Source organism: Pectobacterium sp. F1-1 (genome assembly GCF_025643735.1).
In the GTDB taxonomy this organism is placed as follows: Bacteria; Pseudomonadota; Gammaproteobacteria; order Enterobacterales; family Enterobacteriaceae; genus Pectobacterium; species Pectobacterium colocasium.
Map to the genome: position 1 here is coordinate 3,249,220 of NZ_CP104733.1, position 19,715 is coordinate 3,268,934.

Annotated in this window: 19 protein-coding genes; 7 read left to right on the forward strand and 12 right to left on the reverse strand. The window is 51.7% G+C overall.

The window, feature by feature from the left end; all coding sequences use genetic code 11:
* Window positions 1-428: 428 nt before the first annotated feature.
* Complete coding sequence (lrhA, locus tag NAL19_RS14460) at window positions 429-1,379, reverse strand: transcriptional regulator LrhA (RefSeq protein ID WP_225085251.1); 951 nt, start codon at window positions 1,377-1,379, stop codon at window positions 429-431.
* 500 nt (window positions 1,380-1,879) lie between these two features.
* Here lrhA and NAL19_RS14465 point away from each other — a divergent pair, with 500 nt between their 5' ends.
* On the forward strand, window positions 1,880-3,094 hold the full coding sequence (locus NAL19_RS14465) for a pyridoxal phosphate-dependent aminotransferase (RefSeq protein ID WP_014916029.1): 1,215 nt from the start codon (window positions 1,880-1,882) through the stop codon (window positions 3,092-3,094).
* 131 nt (window positions 3,095-3,225) lie between these two features.
* On the forward strand, window positions 3,226-3,825 hold the full coding sequence (yfbR, locus tag NAL19_RS14470; RefSeq protein ID WP_263057709.1) for a 5'-deoxynucleotidase: 600 nt from the start codon (window positions 3,226-3,228) through the stop codon (window positions 3,823-3,825).
* Between the two features lie 21 nt (window positions 3,826-3,846).
* Here the strand turns inward: yfbR and NAL19_RS14475 are convergent, their stop codons facing one another.
* The 4 genes from NAL19_RS14475 to yfbV form a co-directional block, all read right to left on the reverse strand.
* Window positions 3,847-5,679, reverse strand: coding sequence for an SLC13 family permease (locus NAL19_RS14475; protein WP_263057710.1), 1,833 nt, complete (start codon window positions 5,677-5,679; stop codon window positions 3,847-3,849).
* 177 nt (window positions 5,680-5,856) lie between these two features.
* Complete coding sequence (locus NAL19_RS14480) at window positions 5,857-6,513, reverse strand: sugar phosphatase (RefSeq protein WP_263057711.1); 657 nt, start codon at window positions 6,511-6,513, stop codon at window positions 5,857-5,859.
* Between the two features lie 21 nt (window positions 6,514-6,534).
* Window positions 6,535-7,029, reverse strand: a complete 495-nt coding sequence (locus NAL19_RS14485) for a YfbU family protein (protein ID WP_263057712.1) — start codon at window positions 7,027-7,029, stop codon at window positions 6,535-6,537.
* A gap of 164 nt (window positions 7,030-7,193) precedes the next feature.
* Window positions 7,194-7,649: a terminus macrodomain insulation protein YfbV gene (yfbV, locus tag NAL19_RS14490; protein ID WP_263057713.1), complete on the reverse strand. Its 456-nt coding sequence runs from the start codon at window positions 7,647-7,649 to the stop codon at window positions 7,194-7,196.
* Between the two features lie 471 nt (window positions 7,650-8,120).
* On the opposite strand from yfbV, the gene ackA reads away from it, so the two are divergent.
* Both ackA and pta read left to right on the forward strand, forming a co-directional pair.
* Window positions 8,121-9,323 (forward strand): acetate kinase, encoded by a 1,203-nt coding sequence (gene ackA, locus NAL19_RS14495; RefSeq protein WP_225085257.1) that lies wholly within the window; start codon window positions 8,121-8,123, stop codon window positions 9,321-9,323.
* 79 nt (window positions 9,324-9,402) lie between these two features.
* Complete coding sequence (gene pta, locus NAL19_RS14500; protein ID WP_263057714.1) at window positions 9,403-11,541, forward strand: phosphate acetyltransferase; 2,139 nt, start codon at window positions 9,403-9,405, stop codon at window positions 11,539-11,541.
* Between the two features lie 113 nt (window positions 11,542-11,654).
* Here pta and yfcD read toward each other — a convergent pair whose 3' ends face one another.
* Window positions 11,655-12,305, reverse strand: coding sequence for an NUDIX hydrolase YfcD (gene yfcD, locus NAL19_RS14505; protein WP_225085259.1), 651 nt, complete (start codon window positions 12,303-12,305; stop codon window positions 11,655-11,657).
* A gap of 123 nt (window positions 12,306-12,428) precedes the next feature.
* Window positions 12,429-12,980 carry a phosphodiesterase gene (gene yfcE, locus NAL19_RS14510; protein ID WP_225085260.1) on the reverse strand — a complete coding sequence of 184 codons (552 nt, stop codon included), beginning with the start codon at window positions 12,978-12,980 and terminating at the stop codon, window positions 12,429-12,431.
* A gap of 263 nt (window positions 12,981-13,243) precedes the next feature.
* Between yfcE and yfcG the strand changes: the two genes are divergently transcribed.
* The 3 genes from yfcG to NAL19_RS14525 all read left to right on the forward strand — a co-directional run bounded on the left by yfcG (window position 13,244) and on the right by NAL19_RS14525 (window position 15,289).
* Complete coding sequence (yfcG, locus tag NAL19_RS14515) at window positions 13,244-13,870, forward strand: GSH-dependent disulfide bond oxidoreductase (protein ID WP_225085261.1); 627 nt, start codon at window positions 13,244-13,246, stop codon at window positions 13,868-13,870.
* A gap of 124 nt (window positions 13,871-13,994) precedes the next feature.
* Complete coding sequence (folX, locus tag NAL19_RS14520) at window positions 13,995-14,366, forward strand: dihydroneopterin triphosphate 2'-epimerase (RefSeq protein ID WP_225085262.1); 372 nt, start codon at window positions 13,995-13,997, stop codon at window positions 14,364-14,366.
* 17 nt (window positions 14,367-14,383) lie between these two features.
* Window positions 14,384-15,289, forward strand: a complete 906-nt coding sequence (locus NAL19_RS14525; protein ID WP_263057715.1) for a TIGR01777 family oxidoreductase — start codon at window positions 14,384-14,386, stop codon at window positions 15,287-15,289.
* Between the two features lie 184 nt (window positions 15,290-15,473).
* Here the strand turns inward: NAL19_RS14525 and hisP are convergent, their stop codons facing one another.
* The 5 genes from hisP to NAL19_RS14550 all read right to left on the reverse strand — a co-directional run bounded on the left by hisP (window position 15,474) and on the right by NAL19_RS14550 (window position 19,601).
* On the reverse strand, window positions 15,474-16,241 hold the full coding sequence (gene hisP, locus NAL19_RS14530; protein ID WP_263057716.1) for a histidine ABC transporter ATP-binding protein HisP: 768 nt from the start codon (window positions 16,239-16,241) through the stop codon (window positions 15,474-15,476).
* Window positions 16,242-16,257: 16 nt separating this feature from the next.
* Window positions 16,258-16,974 (reverse strand): ABC transporter permease, encoded by a 717-nt coding sequence (locus tag NAL19_RS14535; RefSeq protein WP_225085265.1) that lies wholly within the window; start codon window positions 16,972-16,974, stop codon window positions 16,258-16,260.
* Window positions 16,967-17,656, reverse strand: a complete 690-nt coding sequence (locus tag NAL19_RS14540; RefSeq protein ID WP_263057717.1) for a histidine ABC transporter permease HisQ — start codon at window positions 17,654-17,656, stop codon at window positions 16,967-16,969. The genes NAL19_RS14535 and NAL19_RS14540 overlap by 8 nt, the downstream gene beginning before the upstream one ends.
* Window positions 17,657-17,839: 183 nt before the next feature.
* Entirely contained in the window at window positions 17,840-18,619 is a 780-nt protein-coding gene (locus NAL19_RS14545) for a lysine/arginine/ornithine ABC transporter substrate-binding protein (RefSeq protein WP_225085267.1), read from the reverse strand.
* Window positions 18,620-19,028: 409 nt separating this feature from the next.
* Entirely contained in the window at window positions 19,029-19,601 is a 573-nt protein-coding gene (locus NAL19_RS14550; protein WP_225085268.1) for a UbiX family flavin prenyltransferase, read from the reverse strand.
* Window positions 19,602-19,715: the final 114 nt, after the last annotated feature.

Sequence of the window (19,715 nt, forward strand, 5' to 3'; positions counted from 1 at the left end):
ATCGAGTCAGTCCTTTTATCGGTTAACCCACACGCAGCAACACAGGAAGCAAATTCGCTGCGTCACTATACCATTTTCACAGAAAATGCCTGTTCCCCCATGTGGTTATTAGGGGTATTTTTTGATCCAGCACACATTTTTACCAATTTAGTTAGTAAAAAAATCAAGACGATGTAGGACAGGAGGGATATCATTTTCCATAACATAATTTTAAAAAAATAGAACCAGCGTTTCATAAAAAGCAAGTGAGCGTTAATCTCGCTACGCCTAGCCTATTGATGTGAAATGGAAAATGCAACGTGGGATCGGAGTGAAGAAATCGGGGTAATAAGACGCTGCCAACGCAGGTTTAACACCTTAGTCATAAATCATCATCATTCGGGGTGCATCCCTACCCTCCCCGAATGATGGTTAACTACCCATTACGATCAGATCGCGTCCTTCAGCGACGGATCGGAAGACAACTTTTCATCCGTGCTATTTATTAACATGCTGACAGGCGTAATGTGAGAGGGCTTCCCTGATTCAATCACATTGAAAATTGCCGTCGCCAGTTCATTCTCCTGGTTAGGGTTCTGGCAGAGGAAATAACGCGTTTCAGGCAATCTCGGCAACCCTTCTTCTTCGCCCAGCACCCGCAGTTCCGGACTCATCATTTCTACCGAACGTACGGTGATGCCCATACCGGCCTTCACCGCAGCTCGCACAGCAGAGAGCGTTGAAGCCACGTAGGCGATTCTCCAGGGAATCCCTGCGGCCGTCAGTTGCTGCGTAGCCAAGGCACGGAAAGGACTGGGTTCATCCAAAACAACCAGGGGTACAGGTTCCTGCGATCGGAACTGATAATCCGCCGCGCAATACCATAGCGTCGGGGAGCTACGTAATAACACGTGAGGAAATACCACACCGTTCATTGTGGTAATAACCAGATCTATTTTCCCCTGATTCAGCATTTCCATCATTTCAGCGCTGCGTTTTACGCTGACATTGACGGAGAGTTTAGGAAATACGGATGTCACACGATGCAAAATATAAGGAAGGATGGTGTCTGCAGTATCGTCAGACGCCCCAATGGTCAGCGTACCCTGAATATCGCTGTACATTAATGAAATACAGGCTTCATCATTGAATTGTAATATTTTTCTGGCATAACCCAGAAACTGGATACCGTGTTCGGTCAGTAATTTATTACGCCCGTGCCGGGCAAAAAGCTCCTTTCCGATGAGTTGCTCCAGCCGCTGCATCTGCTGGCTGACAGCCGATTGAGTCCGATTGACTGCGGTCGCCGCCGCTGCAAATGTATTTAAATCTGCAACGGCAACAAACGTCCTCAGTAAATCAAGATCGAGATTAAGTACTGGTCGATTTGCACTGGTCATACGATTTTTCACTTATCTATTTTAATTTTAACAAAATATTCCTGGTGTTTTATTACATGTACAGGTAATGACCGATACATTTAAAGACACTATCGCAGACGCACGATAAGGGCAAAAAAATACTTATATTTCGTTACCCCTATCGCCTTTCCATTGGTAAGACATCACTAATTAAATGACTCACCAGTCTTAATCCTTCATTCAATAACAACGACACGTTCTCTTTATTTCATTCTGCGAAATAAATACGCTTCACATTTAAATAAACGAGCTTTCCCTGTCACCCTATTCTGGCGCTAAAAAGTGCGGTATGAATAGTTGTCCGCACCCCTACCATATCGCACCATCCAACGAGTACACAACCATATAGTGCAGATGCGCAACCATTTGCAGCAAAAGCGATAATCATTCTTCAAAAGGTACTACAGGAGGAGTACATTAAGCAGGTTATGCTATTCCGTATGGGAATATGCGCTCTCTGCAGAAGGTTCGTACTATTTATGTCTCCGATTGAAAAATCCAAGAAACTGGAGAACGTATGCTATGACATCCGTGGCCCAGTCTTAAAGGAAGCCAAGCGGCTTGAAGAAGAAGGTAATAAAGTCCTTAAACTGAATATTGGCAACCCCGCCCCTTTCGGCTTCGAGGCACCGGATGAAATTCTGGTCGATGTCATCCGTAACCTGCCCACGGCACAGGGCTACTGTGATTCCAAAGGCCTCTATTCTGCCCGCAAAGCCATCGTTCAACACTATCAGGCGCGGGATATGCGCGATATCACGGTGGAAGACGTCTATATTGGCAACGGTGTGTCCGAACTCATTGTGCAATCCATGCAGGCGCTGCTTAACCCAGGCGATGAAATGCTGGTTCCTGCGCCGGACTACCCGCTCTGGACCGCCGCCGTCTCCCTGTCTAACGGCAATGCCGTTCACTACCTCTGCGATGAGTCCTCCGATTGGTTCCCCGATTTGGATGATATCCGCAAGAAGATCACGTCCAATACTCGCGGTATCGTGATCATTAACCCGAACAACCCAACAGGGGCCGTCTACAGCAAAGAACTGCTGTTAGATATCGTCGCGATTGCGCGCGAACATAACCTGATCATTTTCGCCGACGAAATTTACGACAAAATTCTGTATGACGATGCGCAGCACCACTCTATTGCCGCACTCGCGCCGGATCTGCTGACGGTCACGTTCAACGGCCTTTCAAAGACGTATCGCGTCGCGGGCTTCCGTCAAGGCTGGATGGTACTGAACGGCCCGAAAAAGCACGCCAAAGGGTATATTGAAGGGCTGGAAATGCTGGCTTCCATGCGTTTGTGCGCTAACGTGCCAATGCAGCATGCGATTCAGACCGCTCTGGGCGGCTATCAGAGCATCAGCGAATTTATTCAGCCCGGTGGACGCTTGTACGAGCAACGCAATCGCTCCTGGGAGCTGATCAATCAGATCCCCGGCGTATCGTGCGTAAAGCCACGCGGTGCGCTGTATATGTTCCCCCGCATTGATGCCAAACGCTTTAACATCCACGATGACCAAAAACTGGTGCTGGATCTCCTGTTACAGGAAAAAGTGTTACTGGTTCAGGGAACCGCATTTAACTGGCCTTATCCGGATCATGTCCGCATCGTTACGCTACCGCGCATCGATGAACTGGACATGGCGATCCACAAATTGGGCCGTTTCCTCGGGCACTATCACCAATAGCCCAGCCCTTCTTCGCCGGGCGGCCATAGCCCGGCGAAAACGCGACCTTCGTTTGCATAATCCCCAGCAAGTGACCACAATAGACGCCCACGCTATCGCTATTTCACCGTGCTGCTGTCTGAGAGATCGCCATGAATCAGAGCCATTTTTTCGCCCACTTATCCCGTCTAAAGCTCATCAGCCGTTGGCCGCTCATGCGCAATGTGCGCACGGAAAACGTCTCCGAGCACAGCCTTCAGGTCGCCTTTGTCGCACATGCGCTGGCAGTCATCAAAAACCGCAAGTTCGACGGTAATCTGAACGCAGAACGCATCGCACTTCTGGCGATGTATCATGATGCCAGCGAGGTGCTGACCGGCGACATGCCGACGCCCATCAAGTACTACAACGCGCAGATCGCGCACGAGTACAAAAAAATAGAGAAGATTGCACAGCAGAAACTGGTTGAGATGTTACCGGAGGAGCTACAGCAGGATTATCGGATGCTGCTGGATGACAACTACACCAGCGAAGACGAACGTGCCATCGTTAAACAGGCAGACGCGCTCTGCGCCTACCTGAAGTGTCTGGAAGAATTATCGGCGGGCAACGCGGAATTCATGCTTGCCAAAGCGCGGCTGGAAAAAACCTTGCAACAGCGCCACAGCCCGGAAATGGACTATTTTATGACAGTTTTTGTTCCCAGCTTTAGCCTGTCACTTGACGAAATCAGCCAGGATTCTCCGTTATAACGCGCATCCGTCAGCACAGGGTCAGAATGGATACAGCCACGGTACCATCACCACGCTGACCAGCATCACCAGAACAGTAAAGGGGACGCCAACGCGCACAAAGTCCCCGAATTTATAACCGCCTGGCCCCAATACCAGCGTATTCACCGGTGACGAGACGGGCGTCATAAACGCGGCGGATGCCGCAATCGCAATGATCATCGCAAACGGATACGGTGACACCCCCATCTGCTTCGCCGCAGCAATCGCAATAGGTGCCATTAACACCGCTGTCGCCGTGTTGGAAATGAACAAACCAATCACAGCACACAGTACAAACAAACACACCAACATCACATGTGGCCCGGCGTCCCCGGCAACATCCATCAACCCTTTAACGATCAGCGTCACACCGCCGGTTTGCTGCAATGCCAGCGCAAACGGCATCATCCCAACAATAAGGATAATACTCGGCCAGTGGATTGCCCGATAGGCGCTTTCCATGTCAATACAGCGGAACTTACCCATCAGCAAACAGGCAATCAGCGCGGCAATCGCATTCGGTATTTCATCCGTCAGCATCATCGCCACCATCAGCGCCAGACAAAACAACGCATGTGGAGCCTGGCTCACCGCGGGTGCGACGTCATCCACTTCAGCAGGAAGATTAAGCAGCAGGAAGTCGTTTTTCTGCGTGTGCAGCTGCCGGATCATGCGCCAATCGCCCATCACCAGCAGAATATCACCAAGCTGGAGCGGTTCATCGGCGAGGATACCTTCCATCGCCTCACCTGCCCGGCGGATCCCCACGACGCTCAGGCCATAGCGGCTTCGGAAGCCGACATCGTATAGCGTTTTTCCCAACAGCTCGGAATCAGGGATCAACGAAACCTCCGCCATCCCCACATCACGTGCCTGCTCAGAAAAATATTCACCGCGCAGCACCATCGGTTCAAGCCGCTGCGCGGTACAAAATTCACGTAAATCCACTTCCGATGCTGACATGTCGATCAGCAGAACATCGTTCAGGCGAAGTTCGGTATTGCCCGCTACGCTGATCATCACGCGGCGAAACTTACGCCAGCGTTCAATCCCCACCACGTTCGCTCCAAAGCGCTGACGCAGACGTAAATCATCCAGCCGGTGGCCGATAAAAGGCGAACCCGGACGAATCGCCAGCCGGCGCGCCCTGCCCGTCAGCCGGTAATCACGAATCAGATCGCGGAACGTTCTTCTCTTCCACATCTCTTTTGCTGTGGCTGTCTCCGCGCCGCCAAGCCAGTAACGCGCCACCATCATATACGCCACGCCCAGCAGCAATACCACTATCCCTATCGGCGTCACACTAAAGAACCCAAAACCTGCCACGCCTTCGCGCATCAATTCACTGCTCACCACCATATTCGGCGGCGTCGCTACCAGCGTCATCATGCCGCTAATCAACCCGGCGAAACTCAGCGGCATCATCAGCCTTCCAGGAGAAATCTTCATCCGTGCGGAAACACTCAGCACCACAGGAATAAAAATCGCGACAACCCCAGTGGAACTCATGAAGGCCCCCAGCAGCGCAACGGTGACCATCAGTAAAACCAGCATCTTCATCTCACCGCTGCCCGCCACGCGAACCAGCCAATCACCGACCTGATAAGCGACGCCGGTACGAACCAACCCCTCACCAATCACAAACAGGGCTGCAATCAATATCACATTCGGATCGCTGAACCCGACCAGCGCTTCAGATAGCGTCAGCGTGCCGCTCAGTACAAACGCGATAATGACCAACAACGCTACGACGTCCATGCGTAATTTATTGGTGGTAAACAACACAATGGCGATCAGCAACAGGGATAAAACCCAGAGAAGTTCGCTATTCAAAACGGTTCCCCTGACGGAAAAATGCATGTTGAGAGGTGTGGATTCGCATACCCTGAAAAAGGGAGCCAACGCACAGGCAGCTTGAAGTATAACGGGTATAGTCTGCCATAAAAAAACCTCGCGGATGCGAGGTTTGATCATATTTAGTCACAGTTTTGTCATTAGGTTACAGACGACCTACTGGCGCAGAAGTACCTTAGCGCCGTTCGGTAATTTCTCTATTTCTATCTGCTCCAGCGAATCCAGTACCAGATCGACCTGATCCAGCTTTGGCGTGTCCGCTGGCGCTTTCACCGCAATGACCTTGCAGCCCGCGGCCAGACCCGATAGCACACCCGCTGGCGCATCCTCAACGACGACACACTCTTCCGGTTTCAACCCTAACTGCTGCGCGCCAAGTAAATAGGCATCGGGATGAGGCTTACCTTTGGCAACCTGCTCCGCGGTAATGAAGGCACGAGGAGCAGGCAGCTCTCCACGGTGATGACGCGCGCTGGCAATCGGCACCGTGCCGGACGTCACAATCGCCCAGGGAATATCCAGCGCATCCAAACGCTCCAACAGCACCTTCGCCCCTGGCATGGCGACGATACCTTGCGTATCAGACGCTTCCGTTTTCTCCAGCGCATCGAACTCCTGTTGAATCGTTTCTTCGCTCTGCCCCTGAAGAAAGTGGCGCAGGGATGTGATGGCCTGCTTGCCATGAATAAAATCCAGCACTTCCTGTGGTTCAATACCGTGATCTTTTGCCCAGTTAATCCACGCACGTTCTACCGCTGGCAGTGAATCGACCAGCGTACCATCGAGGTCGAACAGAAAACCTTTACACTCCACAGAAAGCCCCTTTTTCATTAATCAGGCGTTGATGATCTGCGCGATCTCCACCGCACTCAAGTGATACTGACGCGGGCAGGATTGCCAGACCGCCAGCATTCTGTTGTATTTTTCCCACATCTTCGTCTGCGCGTTAAACCCATGCGTGCCCGCATCAAACTGGGGATAGCGCCCCTCGACATGTACCATAAAGCGTACAAAACCGAGGTAGCGCGCTTCCGTTGCGGCATCAAAGCCGAGGAAGGTCAGACGTCGTTCATCCACATCCTGCTTATCTTTCAGATTGGTCCACGACACCTGCAAGGCATGATGCATTTCCATGATGTTAATAATGGTACGGCAAACCTCTTCGGTCAGCTCGCCAAACTCACGGTCCAGTTCGCGCATCTGCAAACCATAACCACGCTCGATAATCGTTTGTAACCGGCGATAGCGCTCGGCATTGTCGGGATCGAGCATCGTCATCATTTTATATTGATTTGAAAGGATCAATCTCTGGGCATTTGTCATTTCCATGTTGCTCTCCTGAACCTCTTTGGTGTAAGCCAATGTCGCTAAATAGGTATTGGTCTCAGAATCGCATACTGAATCGTGTCACGGTAGCGGTAGCCACCGCTTCTTTGATTTGAAACAGGGGAAAGAGCAAAATAGCCATCAACCCGCACACAGCCTGACGCCGATCACAAATCATCAAGGAAGGTTTTATCAAGCTGGTTGAATGCCCGCTTCAGCACATCCGCCAATGCTTGGTACGTCGGCGCTTCTTCCAATGGGGCTAACGCCTGACCTGACTCCAGCAGCTTATGACGAATGTCATGGAACCACTGTGCCAGCGTCGGCGGTAAGGGCGTAACGGAACGGCGGCCAAGCCACCAAAGGCCTTGCAACGGCAGGCTACAGGCAAACAGTGCGGTGGCGATGGCTGGGCCGAGCTGGCCGCCGAGCGCGATCTGCCACGTTAAGGTAAACACCGCCAGCGGCGGCATGATGCGGATGCCGAACCGCGTCGCTCGCGCCACGCGGTTTTCAGGAAAGACTGGCGCCAGCTGCTTTTCTGCCGGCCACGTTTTCATGTAATGCTGCCCACGTTGGAGTAGCTGTAGCCAACTGATTCTACTGTCTGGTTTCGTTGCCATAGCCACACCTCAACTTTACAGATAAAAAATAAAACTTTTGCACAAATCAACAACTCAAGTTGATAAGGTTAAAATATATTTTGTGTTTACCTTACGCTATCGGTATCCTAGACCGGCCTTTTGGCCGCTGTATACCTAAAGTAGTATGACTACACGCAAGGAGTATAATTCCCTTCGCGACATAAGCGCAGCCAACGGCCATAACGCGGTTATCCATCGCTTTAAAAGCTGCGGTTTACATCAGGTCGACGTCACGTTGTTGTAGAGATTAGTTATAGAGATTCGTTGTAGCGGTTAACTGTTGTAACGATTACCCGATATAACATACGTCATCGTATCGACCCTATTTCATCATCGTGTCTGGTGTATCGCACCAAGGCATGATGTTAATCATAAATGCCAGCGGCGGCATGCGATACGCTATGCCCTGTATGAAATTTTTTTAACCATGTATAACAAGTAGGTACTTCCATGTCGAGTAAGTTAGTACTGGTTCTTAACTGCGGTAGTTCATCCCTGAAATTCGCCATCATCGATGCGATTAACGGAGAAGAGTACCTGTCTGGTTTAGCCGAGTGTTTCAACCTGCCTGAAGCCCGCATCAAATGGAAAATGGACGGCGGTAAACACGACGCCGAACTGGGTGCCGGTGCCGCTCACAGCGAAGCGCTGAACTTCATCGTCAACACCATTCTGTCTCAGAAACCAGAGCTGTCAGCTCAATTGGTTGCTATCGGTCACCGTATCGTTCACGGCGGTGAGAAGTTCACCCAATCCGCGATCATTACTGATGATGTTCTTCAGGGTATCAAAGATTCCGTACCTTTTGCACCTCTGCACAACCCGGCGCACTTGATCGGTATCGATGAAGCACTGAAATCCTTCCCTCACCTGGCTGATAAAAACGTCGCTGTCTTCGACACCGCGTTCCACCAGACCATGCCGGAAGAGTCTTACCTTTATGCACTGCCGTACAAACTGTATAAAGAAAACCACATCCGTCGCTACGGTTTCCACGGCACCAGCCACTACTTTGTTTCTCGTGAAGCCGCTAAAGTGCTGAACAAACCTGTAGAAGAGCTGAACGTCATCACTTGTCACCTGGGCAACGGTGGTTCCGTTACGGCAATCCGCAACGGCGAATGCGTTGATACCTCTATGGGTCTGACGCCGCTGGAAGGTCTGGTGATGGGTACGCGCTGTGGCGATATCGACCCGGCTGTGATTTTCCACCTGCACGACGCACTGGGCATGGACGTAGCCAGCATAAATACATTGCTGACCAAAGAATCTGGCCTGCAAGGTCTGACTGAAGTGACAAGCGACTGCCGTTACGTTGAAGATAACTACGAAACGAAAGCAGACGCGAAACGTGCGATGGACGTTTACTGCCACCGTCTGGCTAAGTATATCGGCTCCTATGCCGCGCTGATGGAAGGTCGTCTGGATGCCGTCATCTTCACTGGTGGTATCGGTGAAAATGCCGCAATGGTTCGTGAAATGTCGCTGAAAAAACTGGGTCTGCTGGGCTTTGACGTCGATCACGAACGCAACCTGGCTGCACGCTTCGGTAAAGGTGGCAACATCGCCAAAGATGGCACACGTCCAGCGCTGGTTATCCCGACCAATGAAGAATTGGTCATTGCTGAAGACGCTTACCGTCTGACTGCGTAAAACACGTAACTCCCAACACCGTCAGCCAAGGCTGACGGTGTTGTTTTTGACTAACGAGCAACCGTAAAGAGGTTCAGCCGTGTCCCGTATAATCATGTTGATCCCAACTGGCACCAGCGTCGGTCTGACAAGCGTCAGCCTGGGTGTCATCCGTTCCATGGAACAGAAAGGCGTTCGCCTGAGCGTGTTCAAACCTATCGCCCAGCCGCGCAGTGGCGACAATACGCCAGATCAAACGACAACCATTATTCGTGCGAATTCCGCCATCAACGCCGCCGAGCCGCTGGCGATGAGCCGCGTTGAAGCCCTGCTGAGCTCCAACCAGCAAGACGTGCTGATGGAAGAAATCATCGCGCGCTATCACGAAAATACCAAAGACGCCGAAGTCGTTCTGGTTGAAGGTCTGGTTCCTACCCGTAAGCACCAGTTTGCTAACGCATTGAACTATGAAATCGCCAAAACGCTGAACGCAGAAATCGTCTTCGTACTGGCGCTAGGTAACGACTCCCCGGCACAGCTGAAAGACCGTATCGAACTGGCACGCTCCAGCTTCGGCGGCAGCAAAAACAAAAACATCACTGGCGTGATCATCAACAAACTGAATGCGCCGGTAGATGAGCAGGGCCGTACTCGTCCTGACCTGTCTGAAATCTTTGATGACTCCACGAAAGCCAGCGTTGCCAACATCGATCCGAAGCAGCTGTTCGCTAACAGCCCGCTGCCGGTGCTGGGCTGCATTCCATGGAGCTTTGACCTGATCGCAACGCGCGCCATTGATATGGCGAAGCACCTGAATGCGCGTATCGTCAACGAAGGTGACATTCAAACGCGTCGCGTTAAGTCTGTGACCTTCTGCGCACGCAGCATTCCTCATATGCTGGAGCACTTCCGTTCGGGTTCACTGCTGGTGACCTCCGCCGATCGTCCTGATGTTCTGGTTGCCGCCTGTCTGGCTGCCATGAATGGCGTGGAAATCGGTGCCCTGCTGCTGACCGGCGGCTACGAAATGGATCCGAGCATTGCCAAGCTGTGCGAGCGCGCCTTCCAGACTGGCCTGCCTGTATTTATGGTCAACACCAACACCTGGCAGACCTCACTCAGCCTGCAAAGCTTCAACCTTGAAGTTCCGGCTGATGACCGTCAACGCGTTGAGAAAGTACAGGAATACGTTGCACGCCATATCGACACCCAGTGGATCGATTCCCTGAGTGCAGAGTCTGAGCGTTCACGCCGTCTGTCTCCGCCAGCATTCCGCTATCAGCTTACCGAGCTGGCACGTAAAGCAGGCAAACGCATCGTTCTGCCAGAGGGTGATGAGCCGCGTACCGTTAAAGCCGCTGCTATCTGTGCTGAACGCGGTATTGCTCACTGTGTGCTGATCGGTAACCCAGAAGAGATTCAACGTGTTGCAGCTGCTCAGGGCGTAGAACTGGGCAAAGGCATTGAAATCGTCGATCCGATTGTTGTACGTGAGCGCTATGTGGCGCGTCTGGTTGAACTGCGTAAGAGCAAGGGCATGACCGAAGTGGTTGCGCGCGAACAGCTCGAAGACAACGTGGTTCTGGGTACGCTGATGCTGGAACAGGGTGAAGTTGACGGTCTGGTTTCTGGTGCCGTTCACACCACCGCTAACACCATCCGTCCGCCGTTGCAGCTGATCAAAACGGCACCGGGCAGCTCACTGGTATCTTCTGTCTTCTTCATGCTGCTGCCTGAGCAGGTTCTGGTTTACGGCGACTGCGCCATCAACCCAGATCCAACCGCAGAGCAGTTGGCTGAAATCGCTATCCAGTCTGCGGACTCCGCTACGGCATTCGGCATCGACCCACGCGTTGCGATGATCTCTTACTCCACCGGTAACTCCGGCGCGGGTAGTGATGTAGAGAAAGTGCGTGAAGCAACCCGTCTGGCGCAGGAAAAACGTCCTGATCTGGTCATCGATGGTCCGTTGCAGTACGACGCTGCTATCATGGCAGACGTTGCACAGTCTAAAGCACCGAACTCACCTGTTGCGGGTAAAGCGACCGTGTTCATCTTCCCTGACCTGAACACCGGTAACACCACCTACAAAGCGGTACAGCGTTCAGCCGACCTGATCTCCATCGGGCCAATGCTGCAAGGCATGCGTAAACCAGTTAACGACCTGTCTCGTGGCGCACTGGTAGACGACATTGTTTACACCGTCGCCCTGACTGCCATTCAGGCTACACAGCTCTAATCTGTTTGAGAGCATGGATATTGATGCCAGCCTTAGGGCTGGCATTTTTATTTGGAAGGAGAGCAAGGAGAGATGCCGCAGCGGAGAAAAAGCCGCGGCGAAGCGGGTCCTGATTATTTCTGTGAATCCGTCTCCGATGGAGCAACGTTGCTGTCATTCTCATCATCAACATTGTCATGATTCACAACAGATGCTTCTGTAGCCTCAACCGCCTCATTCAGCTTGCGTGAAATAGGCTTACCGTATTCCCGATCGCTATAGCGCGTCAGCCACAGCGACAGGGCTTTCAGCGAGTCCGGCGTAAATTCATCGCAGCGCGCAGTAATCTCCTGTGGCGTCAGCCAACTGACTTCGTCCACTTCTTCTTCCTGTAACGCAAATGGCCCGTGAGTGACGCAGCTAAACAAGGCGCCCCACACCCGGCAATTCTCGCCTTCGTAATAGAACAAGCCGTGTTCTGCGAATGGCACGCCAGCAATACCAAGTTCTTCTTCCGCTTCACGACGTGCGGATTCCAGCATTTGCTCACCGCTTTGCACCACACCACCTGCGGTCGCGTCCAGCCAGCCTGGATAGAAATCTTTGATCTTGGTCCGGCGCTGCACCAGAATTTTACCCATTCCATCATGCACAACAATGTAAGTAGCACGATGACGAAGACTCTGCGCACGCATCTGCTGACGACTTGACTGAGCAATTACCTCGTTGTTTTCATTGACGATATCAACCCACTCTGTGCCTGCTGCCTGACTTTGTTCCGCCATCCTCTGAAACCCTTTAGTATTGGCACGTTGCTACGCGCGTCTGTTTTAAATGATCGATCTTTGCTGCGAATCTTCCCTGCTACCTTGCCGTTATTCAAGGTCAAAAGCAGGGTATATGCTAAATTAGTGTCTAATTGAGAGCTGTGCAATAGGCTCGCGGCCGTGTAACGGCAGAACCCGAAGCGCGTCTTGTTCAAGCAAGCCATAGCTCGCGGGGTATCCCCCTTTCGGCAAGCTCACTGAACCGGGGTTGAAAAAATAATATTCACCGCGTCGCTCAGCAACCGGAATATGGGTATGACCATATACCAGCACATCCCCCGCGCGTAACGGCGGCAGATTATCTGGATGATAAAGATGGCCGTGCGTCAGGAAAAGGCGGTTTTGAGGCAGTAGCACATGTTGCCACGGTGTCGTGATCGGAAAGGTCAACAACATCTGATCAACCTCGCTGTCGCAATTCCCGCGCACGGCGATAATACGTGACGCATAGGCGTTAAGCCGCGTTGCCACCTCTGCGGGTTGATACGTCTCCGGCAGCGGATTACGCGGACCATGATTGAGAAAATCGCCCAATAAAATAAGCCAGTCGGCATGACTCTGCTCAAAGATCTCCAGCACACGTTCCGTCGCGCTGAGAGAACCGTGTATATCGGACGCAAACATCAACTTCATCGTTATCTCCACAATGTTTATCTCAGCTGTGTTTATATTCACAACCTCCCCATCCTTTATCGGAAATAGTCTACCAAAGTTGACCAGGTGCTTCCGGTAAAGATCGCTCAACGACGTGCGTCATCGCTTATTTTTCACCCGTAGAAGTGGTAGGGTAAGAGCCCGTTCCCCAATACGCTATTCTGACAGCGCATCGCACTGTGAAGCGATCAACTGCCATACAGTCCATGATGTTTTTCTGAATTAAAACGGAGATGTGATTCATGATTGACCTGTATTACGCACCAACCCCTAATGGGCACAAGATCACCCTGTTTCTGGAAGAAGCGAATCTCCCCTACCAACTCCACCGCGTAAATATCAGTAAGGGTGAACAGTTCAGACCGGAGTTTCTGGCTATCTCGCCTAACAACAAAATTCCCGCGATTGTCGATACACAGCCCGCGGAAGGTGGCACGCCGATTAGCCTGTTTGAGTCAGGCGCTATCCTGCTGTATCTGGCGGAAAAACACGGCGTGTTGCTGAACACCTCATTACGTGAGCGTACAGCCACGCTGCAATGGCTGTTCTGGCAGGTTGCTGGTTTCGGACCGATGCTGGGGCAGAATCATCATTTTAACCACTACGCGCCTCAACCAGTGCCTTACGCCATTGAACGCTATCAACAGGAGACGCTGCGCCTGTACCGCGTGCTGGATAAACATCTGCAAGACAGCCCTTGGCTAGCGGGAGAACATTACAGCATCGCCGATATCGCGACCTACCCGTGGGTGGTTTCTTATGCTCGCCAGCGCGTCGACCTTGATGATTATCCGGCGGTAAAAGCGTGGTATACACGCATTAGCGAGCGCCCGGCAACGCAGCGAGCCTATCAGCTCGCCGAGCAATAAAATTCTGGCATCATCTCGTTCGGCCTTTAGGTATCTTCTGCTATGGTAATCAACATATTGTCGTTAACGATACCCCTGAGGCTGCGGTTTAGCCGCAGTCACAGAAGCAACCGAGGGCCGAGCAATGCCACATCACTATTCTGACGCCATTATTCGTATAAAAAATCTGCGGCTGCGCACCTTCATCGGCATCAACGATGAAGAAATCACGAATAAGCAGGATGTGATCATCAACGTTGTGATTCACTACCCAGCAGAGCAGGCGCGCAACAGCGAGAATATCGCAGATGCGCTGAACTACCGCACCATCACCAAAAGCATTATCCGCCACGTCGAAGATAACCGCTTCGCGTTGCTGGAAAAATTAACGCAGGATGTGCTCAACATCGCCAGCGAGCATGAATGGATAACCTATGCTGAAGTAGAAGTCGATAAACCGTTTGCCTTGCGATACGCCGATTCGGTTTCTATGACCCTGCGTTATCACAAGGCATAAATATATGGGAGCGCGCAATGCAACTACTCATAACAGGCGGAACCGGCCTTATTGGCCGCCATCTTATCCAACGATTACAGCTGCTTTCCCATCACATTACGGTACTGACACGCGATCCTGAGCGCGCCCGAGGTATTCTCGGTAATCAGGTAGAATACTGGTCAACGCTGAGTAATATCACTTCACTGAATGACTTTGATGGCGTCATCAATCTGGCCGGCGAACCTATCGCCGATAAACGGTGGACGCCACAGCAAAAACAACTGTTGGCAAAGAGTCGCTGGAACATCACCGAGCAGCTTGCTGCGTTAATAAAAGCCAGCAGCGAGCCGCCAGCCGTTTTTATCTCAGGTTCTGCTGTCGGGTATTATGGCGATCAGGGGGAAGCGCTGGTTACGGAGAATGAATCTCCCGTTGATGAATTCACCCATCACCTGTGCGCCCGCTGGGAAGCGCTGGCGCAGTCCGCCGAAAGCGATAAAACCCGCGTCTGCCTGCTGCGTACGGGTATTGTTCTTGCGGCACAGGGCGGTGCACTGGCAAAAATGCTGCCGCTTTTCCGGCTCGGGCTTGGCGGGCCGATGGGTTCTGGCAAGCAATATATGCCGTGGATTCATATTGATGACATGGTTAACGGTATTATTTACCTGCTAGACCAACCGATATTGAGCGGCCCCTTCAACATGGTTGCGCCCTATCCGGTCCATAATGAGCAATTCTCCGCCACGCTGGCACACGTCCTGGATCGCCCCGGTTTTCTACGAGCACCCGCTTTTGCGATCAAATTACTGATGGGAGAAGCCTCGACGCTGGTGCTGGGCGGCCAACGCGCCATTCCACAGCGGCTAGAAGCCGCAGGCTTTGGTTTCCGCTTTTTTGAGCTGGAAGAAGCCTTACAGGACGTCATCAAGAAACCGAGCTGATAACTATCCATCTTAGGTTGCTGGTAGCCTTTTCGCAGAACGGGAACGATGATAATGGGATAGAAGAGTAAAGCGTCCGCGCCAAGGATGGCGCGGCTCGAGCTTACAGGGATGTATTCACAGCGTCTTTACGATCTACCCATTATCATCGCTCAACGCACATCACTATCCCCCAAAACTTACTTCAACGCACCAGACAAAACTGCTGCAAACGCGCGCTTTTCGGGCTGCCAAACAGTTGATCCGGTGCCCCTTCTTCTTCGATCACGCCCTGATGTAGGAAGATAACGTGGCTGGAAACATGGCGGGCAAACTCCATTTCATGCGTCACCACGACCATCGTTTTCCCTTCCTCCGCAAGCTGCTGCATGATGCGCAACACCTCGCCGACTAGTTCAGGATCGAGTGCCGATGTCGGCTCATCAAATAATAACACTTCCGGTTCCATCGCCAGCGCTCGCGCAATCGACACGCGCTGCTGCTGACCACCAGAGAGATCAGACGGGTATTTCTGCTGGGCAGAATCGGTGATCCCAACTTTGTTCAAATAGAACACCGCCCGCTCGCGCGCTTCCGCTTTGCTAAGTCCTAATACCTGAATCGGCGCCTCCATCACATTCTCCAACGCCGTCATGAAGCTCCACAGGTTGAAATGCTGAAACACCATCGTCAGGCGCGTCCGCAGCATCTGAAGCTGCTTTTTATCAAACACCTTCAGCTGTCCGTCAGTATCTCGCACCATGCGAATTTCCTGATCGCTAACGTAAATCGCCCCTTCGCAGGGCTTTTCCAGAAAATTAATGCAACGCAGTAAGGTGCTTTTTCCCGAACCGGACGAGCCAATAATTGAAATAACGTCACCCGCTTTCGCCTGTAATGAGATCCCTTTAAGCACCTCATGTTGGCCATAGCGTTTACGCAGTTCCGTCACCATCAGTTTGTTGTTCGACATGCTCTTTTTCCTGCGTTTAATGGGATGAACGGGTATAAAGATGACGTAACCAGCGCCGTTCCGCTCTTCTGAACAGCCCGATTAACACAAACGAGATCGCCAGATAGATAACCGCAGCGATACCAAATGCATAAAACGGCTGGTAGGTTGCGGCGTTGATATCGCGGGCAATCTTCAGAATATCCGGTACGGTCACGGTAAAGGCCAGCGCCGTCGAATGCAGCATCAGAATCACTTCGTTGCTGTATGCAGGCAGCGCGATACGTAGCGCCCCCGGCAAAATGATGCAGCGATATTGCTTAAAGCGGGAAAAGCCGTATGCTCTGGCCGCTTCAATTTCCCCATGCGGCACCGCGCGGATTGCGCCCGCAAAAATCTCTGTCGTGTACGCACAGGTATTCAGCGCCAGCGCCAAAATGGCACAGTTTAGCCCGCTGCGAAAAAAGGCATTCAGCAGGTCGGTACCGCGCACAATCTCCAGGCTATACACGCCGGAATAGAACACCAAAAGCTGCACGTAGAGCGGCGTGCCGCGGAACACATAGGTGAATAACCAAACCGGAAAGCTGAACCGGCGTCGCGGTGACACACGAGCGATCGCCAGCGGCAACGCCATCAGCCCACCGATGATCACCGAAGAAATAAGCAGCCAGAGCGTCATCGCCAGCCCGGTCAGACGGTAACCATCGCTCCACAGTAGCGGCTGCCAATATTGTTGCAGGATCTCACTCATAGTTTACTTTCTTGACTCCCTGCGAATAGTGCCTTTCCAGCCACCACAACACGCCGTTAGAAACGGTGGTAAAAATCAGGTACATCGCCCCGGCAACCAGCGCAAAATAAAACGGTTCATGTGCACCCTTGCCCGCCAGTTGCGTCGCCTTAATCACGTCATTCAGGCCAAGCAGTGACACCAGCGCCGTTGCTTTCAGGATCACCTGCCAGTTATTGCCAATACCCGGTAGCGCGAAGCGCATCATGGAAGGAAACAGAATGCGACGAAACACCTTTATGGAAGAAAAACCGAACGCCACCGCCGCTTCGATTTGTCCACGCGGCACGGCAAGATAGGCACCGCGAAAGGTTTCAGTGAAATACGCGCCGTAAATAAAGCCCAGCGTAATAATCCCGGCGGTCAAAGGATCGATGTCAATCTGCGCCATCCCCATCGACTCCGTCATGCCGTTTAAGACGATTTGCAGGCCATAGAAAATCAGCAACATCAGCACCAGGTCGGGAATGCCACGAATCAGCGTGGTATAGCAGGAAAAACACCCCGCCAGCAAACGGTTGGAAGACAGCTTCGCCGATGCGCCAATCAGGCCGATAACCAGCGCCAACAATAGCGAACTGGCTGCCAGCTCCAGCGTCATGATGGCGCCATCCAGAATTAGCTGGGAATAGCCATAGAGCATCAATGATATCCGTTGAAATAGCGTTTAATGGCACGGTGCGTCATCATCAGGAACACGGTACGGGAGGAACGATCCCGTGCCGTATTACCCTGCGATCCCGCTACACACTATCTACTGTAATAAAGAATCTACTGTGATAAAGAAATATGTACCGTGATAACGATATGCATCGTTGTGACGACATTAGCCGCCGTAAACGTCAAAATCGAAGTATTTTTTCGCGAAGGTATCGTAGGTACCGTCTTTACGCATCTCTTCAAAAGCCTTATCCAGCGCGGCTTTCAGCTCGGTATCCGCTTTACGTAAGCCCATCCCCGTCCCTACACCGAAGAATTTGTCATCTTTTACCGCCGGGCCAGCAAATGCGTAGTCTTTACCCATATCGAGCTTCAGGAAACCTTCGCTTCCCGCCACTTCATCCTGAAAAGCAGCATCGATGCGGCCTGCGGTCAGGTCTGCGTAAATCAGATCCTGGTTTTGGTAAGCTACCACGTCAACGCCTTTTGGCTGCCAGTTTGCGTTGGCAAATGCCTCCTGCGTCGATGCCTGCAACACACCAACACGCTTGCCGCCCAGAGAGGCCAGCGTCGGCTCGATGCTCGCGCCCTTCTTCGCAATCAGACGCGCGTTAGCTGCATACAGCTTCTCGGTGAAAGCAATTTCCTGCTGGCGTTTTTCAGTGATGGACAGGGAAGAGATGATGGCATCAATTTTTTTAGCTTTAAGGGAAGGAATTAATGCGTCAAAGTCACTTTCCACAAACGTACAGTTAGCCTGAATGCGTTTGCACAGCTCTTTCGCCAGATCGATATCAAACCCAACCAGTTCGCCGCTGGCGTTTTTGGATTCAAAGGGAGCATAGGTCGGATCGGTGCCAATTTTAATATTCTTAGGAATCTCCGCCATCGCGCTGCCCGCAGCCAGAATGAGCGCCAACGGCAAAACTTTGATCAGTTTCTTCATATTGCTACCCTTATCATGAGTGATTAATGTGTCGTCAATGTCGGAACAGATATCGATTTATTGCTTTAAAAATGAACGAGATGAAGGCTATTTGTTTTCTAACGCCGACTATTACCTTTTTCGTAGCAGTTTTCATGCCACAATGAACGCAAGGACATTGTAAATGTCCGGTGGAAAACACATGCGAGAAAAAATGAATAACCAATTGATTATTAAATATTTTCATCACAACCTTTTGGTACACAATAATAAGAATAGATAAGATTGCCATGAATACAAAAACCCAATTGCACCATTTAAGTGCTTTCATGCGCAAAATTAGTGCAATGTGATAAAAAGGCACGAAAAAAGGGCAGTAACGTGTTACTGCCCGGTGAGAAAAAAATATCAGATGTCCGCGTCTACCCTGCTACGACGCCCCCTGCCAGCGGATAAAGAGATCTTTCGGCAGTTCGATATCAAACTGGTCAAGAATACGATTCACCGTCTGATCGACAATGTCCTGCACACTTTCTGGGCGATGATAGAACGCAGGCACAGGCGGCATGATTATCGCGCCCAGCTCAACGGCCGTCGTCATCAGCCTTAAATGCCCTAAATGCAGCGGCGTTTCACGAACCCCTAGCACTAAAGGACGACGCTCCTTCAGCACCACGTCGGCCGCACGGGTTAATAAGTTATCGCTGTAGCTGTGCACAATGCCGGACAGGGTTTTTATCGAACAGGGTAAAATCACCATTCCCGCCGTTTTAAACGACCCCGAAGAGACGCTGGCAGCGATATCACGCGTATCATGCACCACATCAGCCAGCGCCTGCACATCACGCAGGCTAAAATCGGTTTCTAACGCTAGCGTTTGCCGGGCGGCCTGACTCATGATCAAATGTGTTTCGATATCTTCCAGCGTCTGTAAAACCTGTAGCAACCGGACGCCGTAAATAACGCCGCTGGCGCCGGAAATCCCTACAATAAGTCGCTTCATTCGTACTGCCTCTGGCTGACCGCGTAAGCAAAAACGCGGAAAAATCATCTGCGCAAACTTTGCCGCATTGACTGGCGATAAGCAAGGAGAAGCGCTGAAGCGATGTTTTTATAT

What these genes read in the sequence shown, in the direction of transcription:
- yfbV (WP_263057713.1), bottom strand. Translation starts at nt 7,649, where the DNA reads ATGGCAACGAAACCAGACAGTAGAATCAGTTGGCTACAGCTACTCCAA.
- NAL19_RS14540 (WP_263057717.1), bottom strand. Translation starts at nt 17,656, where the DNA reads ATGCTCTATGGCTATTCCCAGCTAATTCTGGATGGCGCCATCATGACG.
- folX (WP_225085262.1), top strand. Translation starts at nt 13,995, where the DNA reads ATGCCACATCACTATTCTGACGCCATTATTCGTATAAAAAATCTGCGG.
- yfcG (WP_225085261.1), top strand. Translation starts at nt 13,244, where the DNA reads ATGATTGACCTGTATTACGCACCAACCCCTAATGGGCACAAGATCACC.
- NAL19_RS14525 (WP_263057715.1), top strand. Translation starts at nt 14,384, where the DNA reads ATGCAACTACTCATAACAGGCGGAACCGGCCTTATTGGCCGCCATCTT.
- NAL19_RS14535 (WP_225085265.1), bottom strand. Translation starts at nt 16,974, where the DNA reads ATGAGTGAGATCCTGCAACAATATTGGCAGCCGCTACTGTGGAGCGAT.
- yfcE (WP_225085260.1), bottom strand. Translation starts at nt 12,980, where the DNA reads ATGAAGTTGATGTTTGCGTCCGATATACACGGTTCTCTCAGCGCGACG.
- NAL19_RS14545 (WP_225085267.1), bottom strand. Translation starts at nt 18,619, where the DNA reads ATGAAGAAACTGATCAAAGTTTTGCCGTTGGCGCTCATTCTGGCTGCG.
- yfcD (WP_225085259.1), bottom strand. Translation starts at nt 12,305, where the DNA reads ATGGCGGAACAAAGTCAGGCAGCAGGCACAGAGTGGGTTGATATCGTC.
- ackA (WP_225085257.1), top strand. Translation starts at nt 8,121, where the DNA reads ATGTCGAGTAAGTTAGTACTGGTTCTTAACTGCGGTAGTTCATCCCTG.
- lrhA (WP_225085251.1), bottom strand. Translation starts at nt 1,379, where the DNA reads ATGACCAGTGCAAATCGACCAGTACTTAATCTCGATCTTGATTTACTG.
- NAL19_RS14465 (WP_014916029.1), top strand. Translation starts at nt 1,880, where the DNA reads ATGTCTCCGATTGAAAAATCCAAGAAACTGGAGAACGTATGCTATGAC.
- yfbR (WP_263057709.1), top strand. Translation starts at nt 3,226, where the DNA reads ATGAATCAGAGCCATTTTTTCGCCCACTTATCCCGTCTAAAGCTCATC.
- NAL19_RS14485 (WP_263057712.1), bottom strand. Translation starts at nt 7,029, where the DNA reads ATGGAAATGACAAATGCCCAGAGATTGATCCTTTCAAATCAATATAAA.
- hisP (WP_263057716.1), bottom strand. Translation starts at nt 16,241, where the DNA reads ATGTCGAACAACAAACTGATGGTGACGGAACTGCGTAAACGCTATGGC.
- NAL19_RS14550 (WP_225085268.1), bottom strand. Translation starts at nt 19,601, where the DNA reads ATGAAGCGACTTATTGTAGGGATTTCCGGCGCCAGCGGCGTTATTTAC.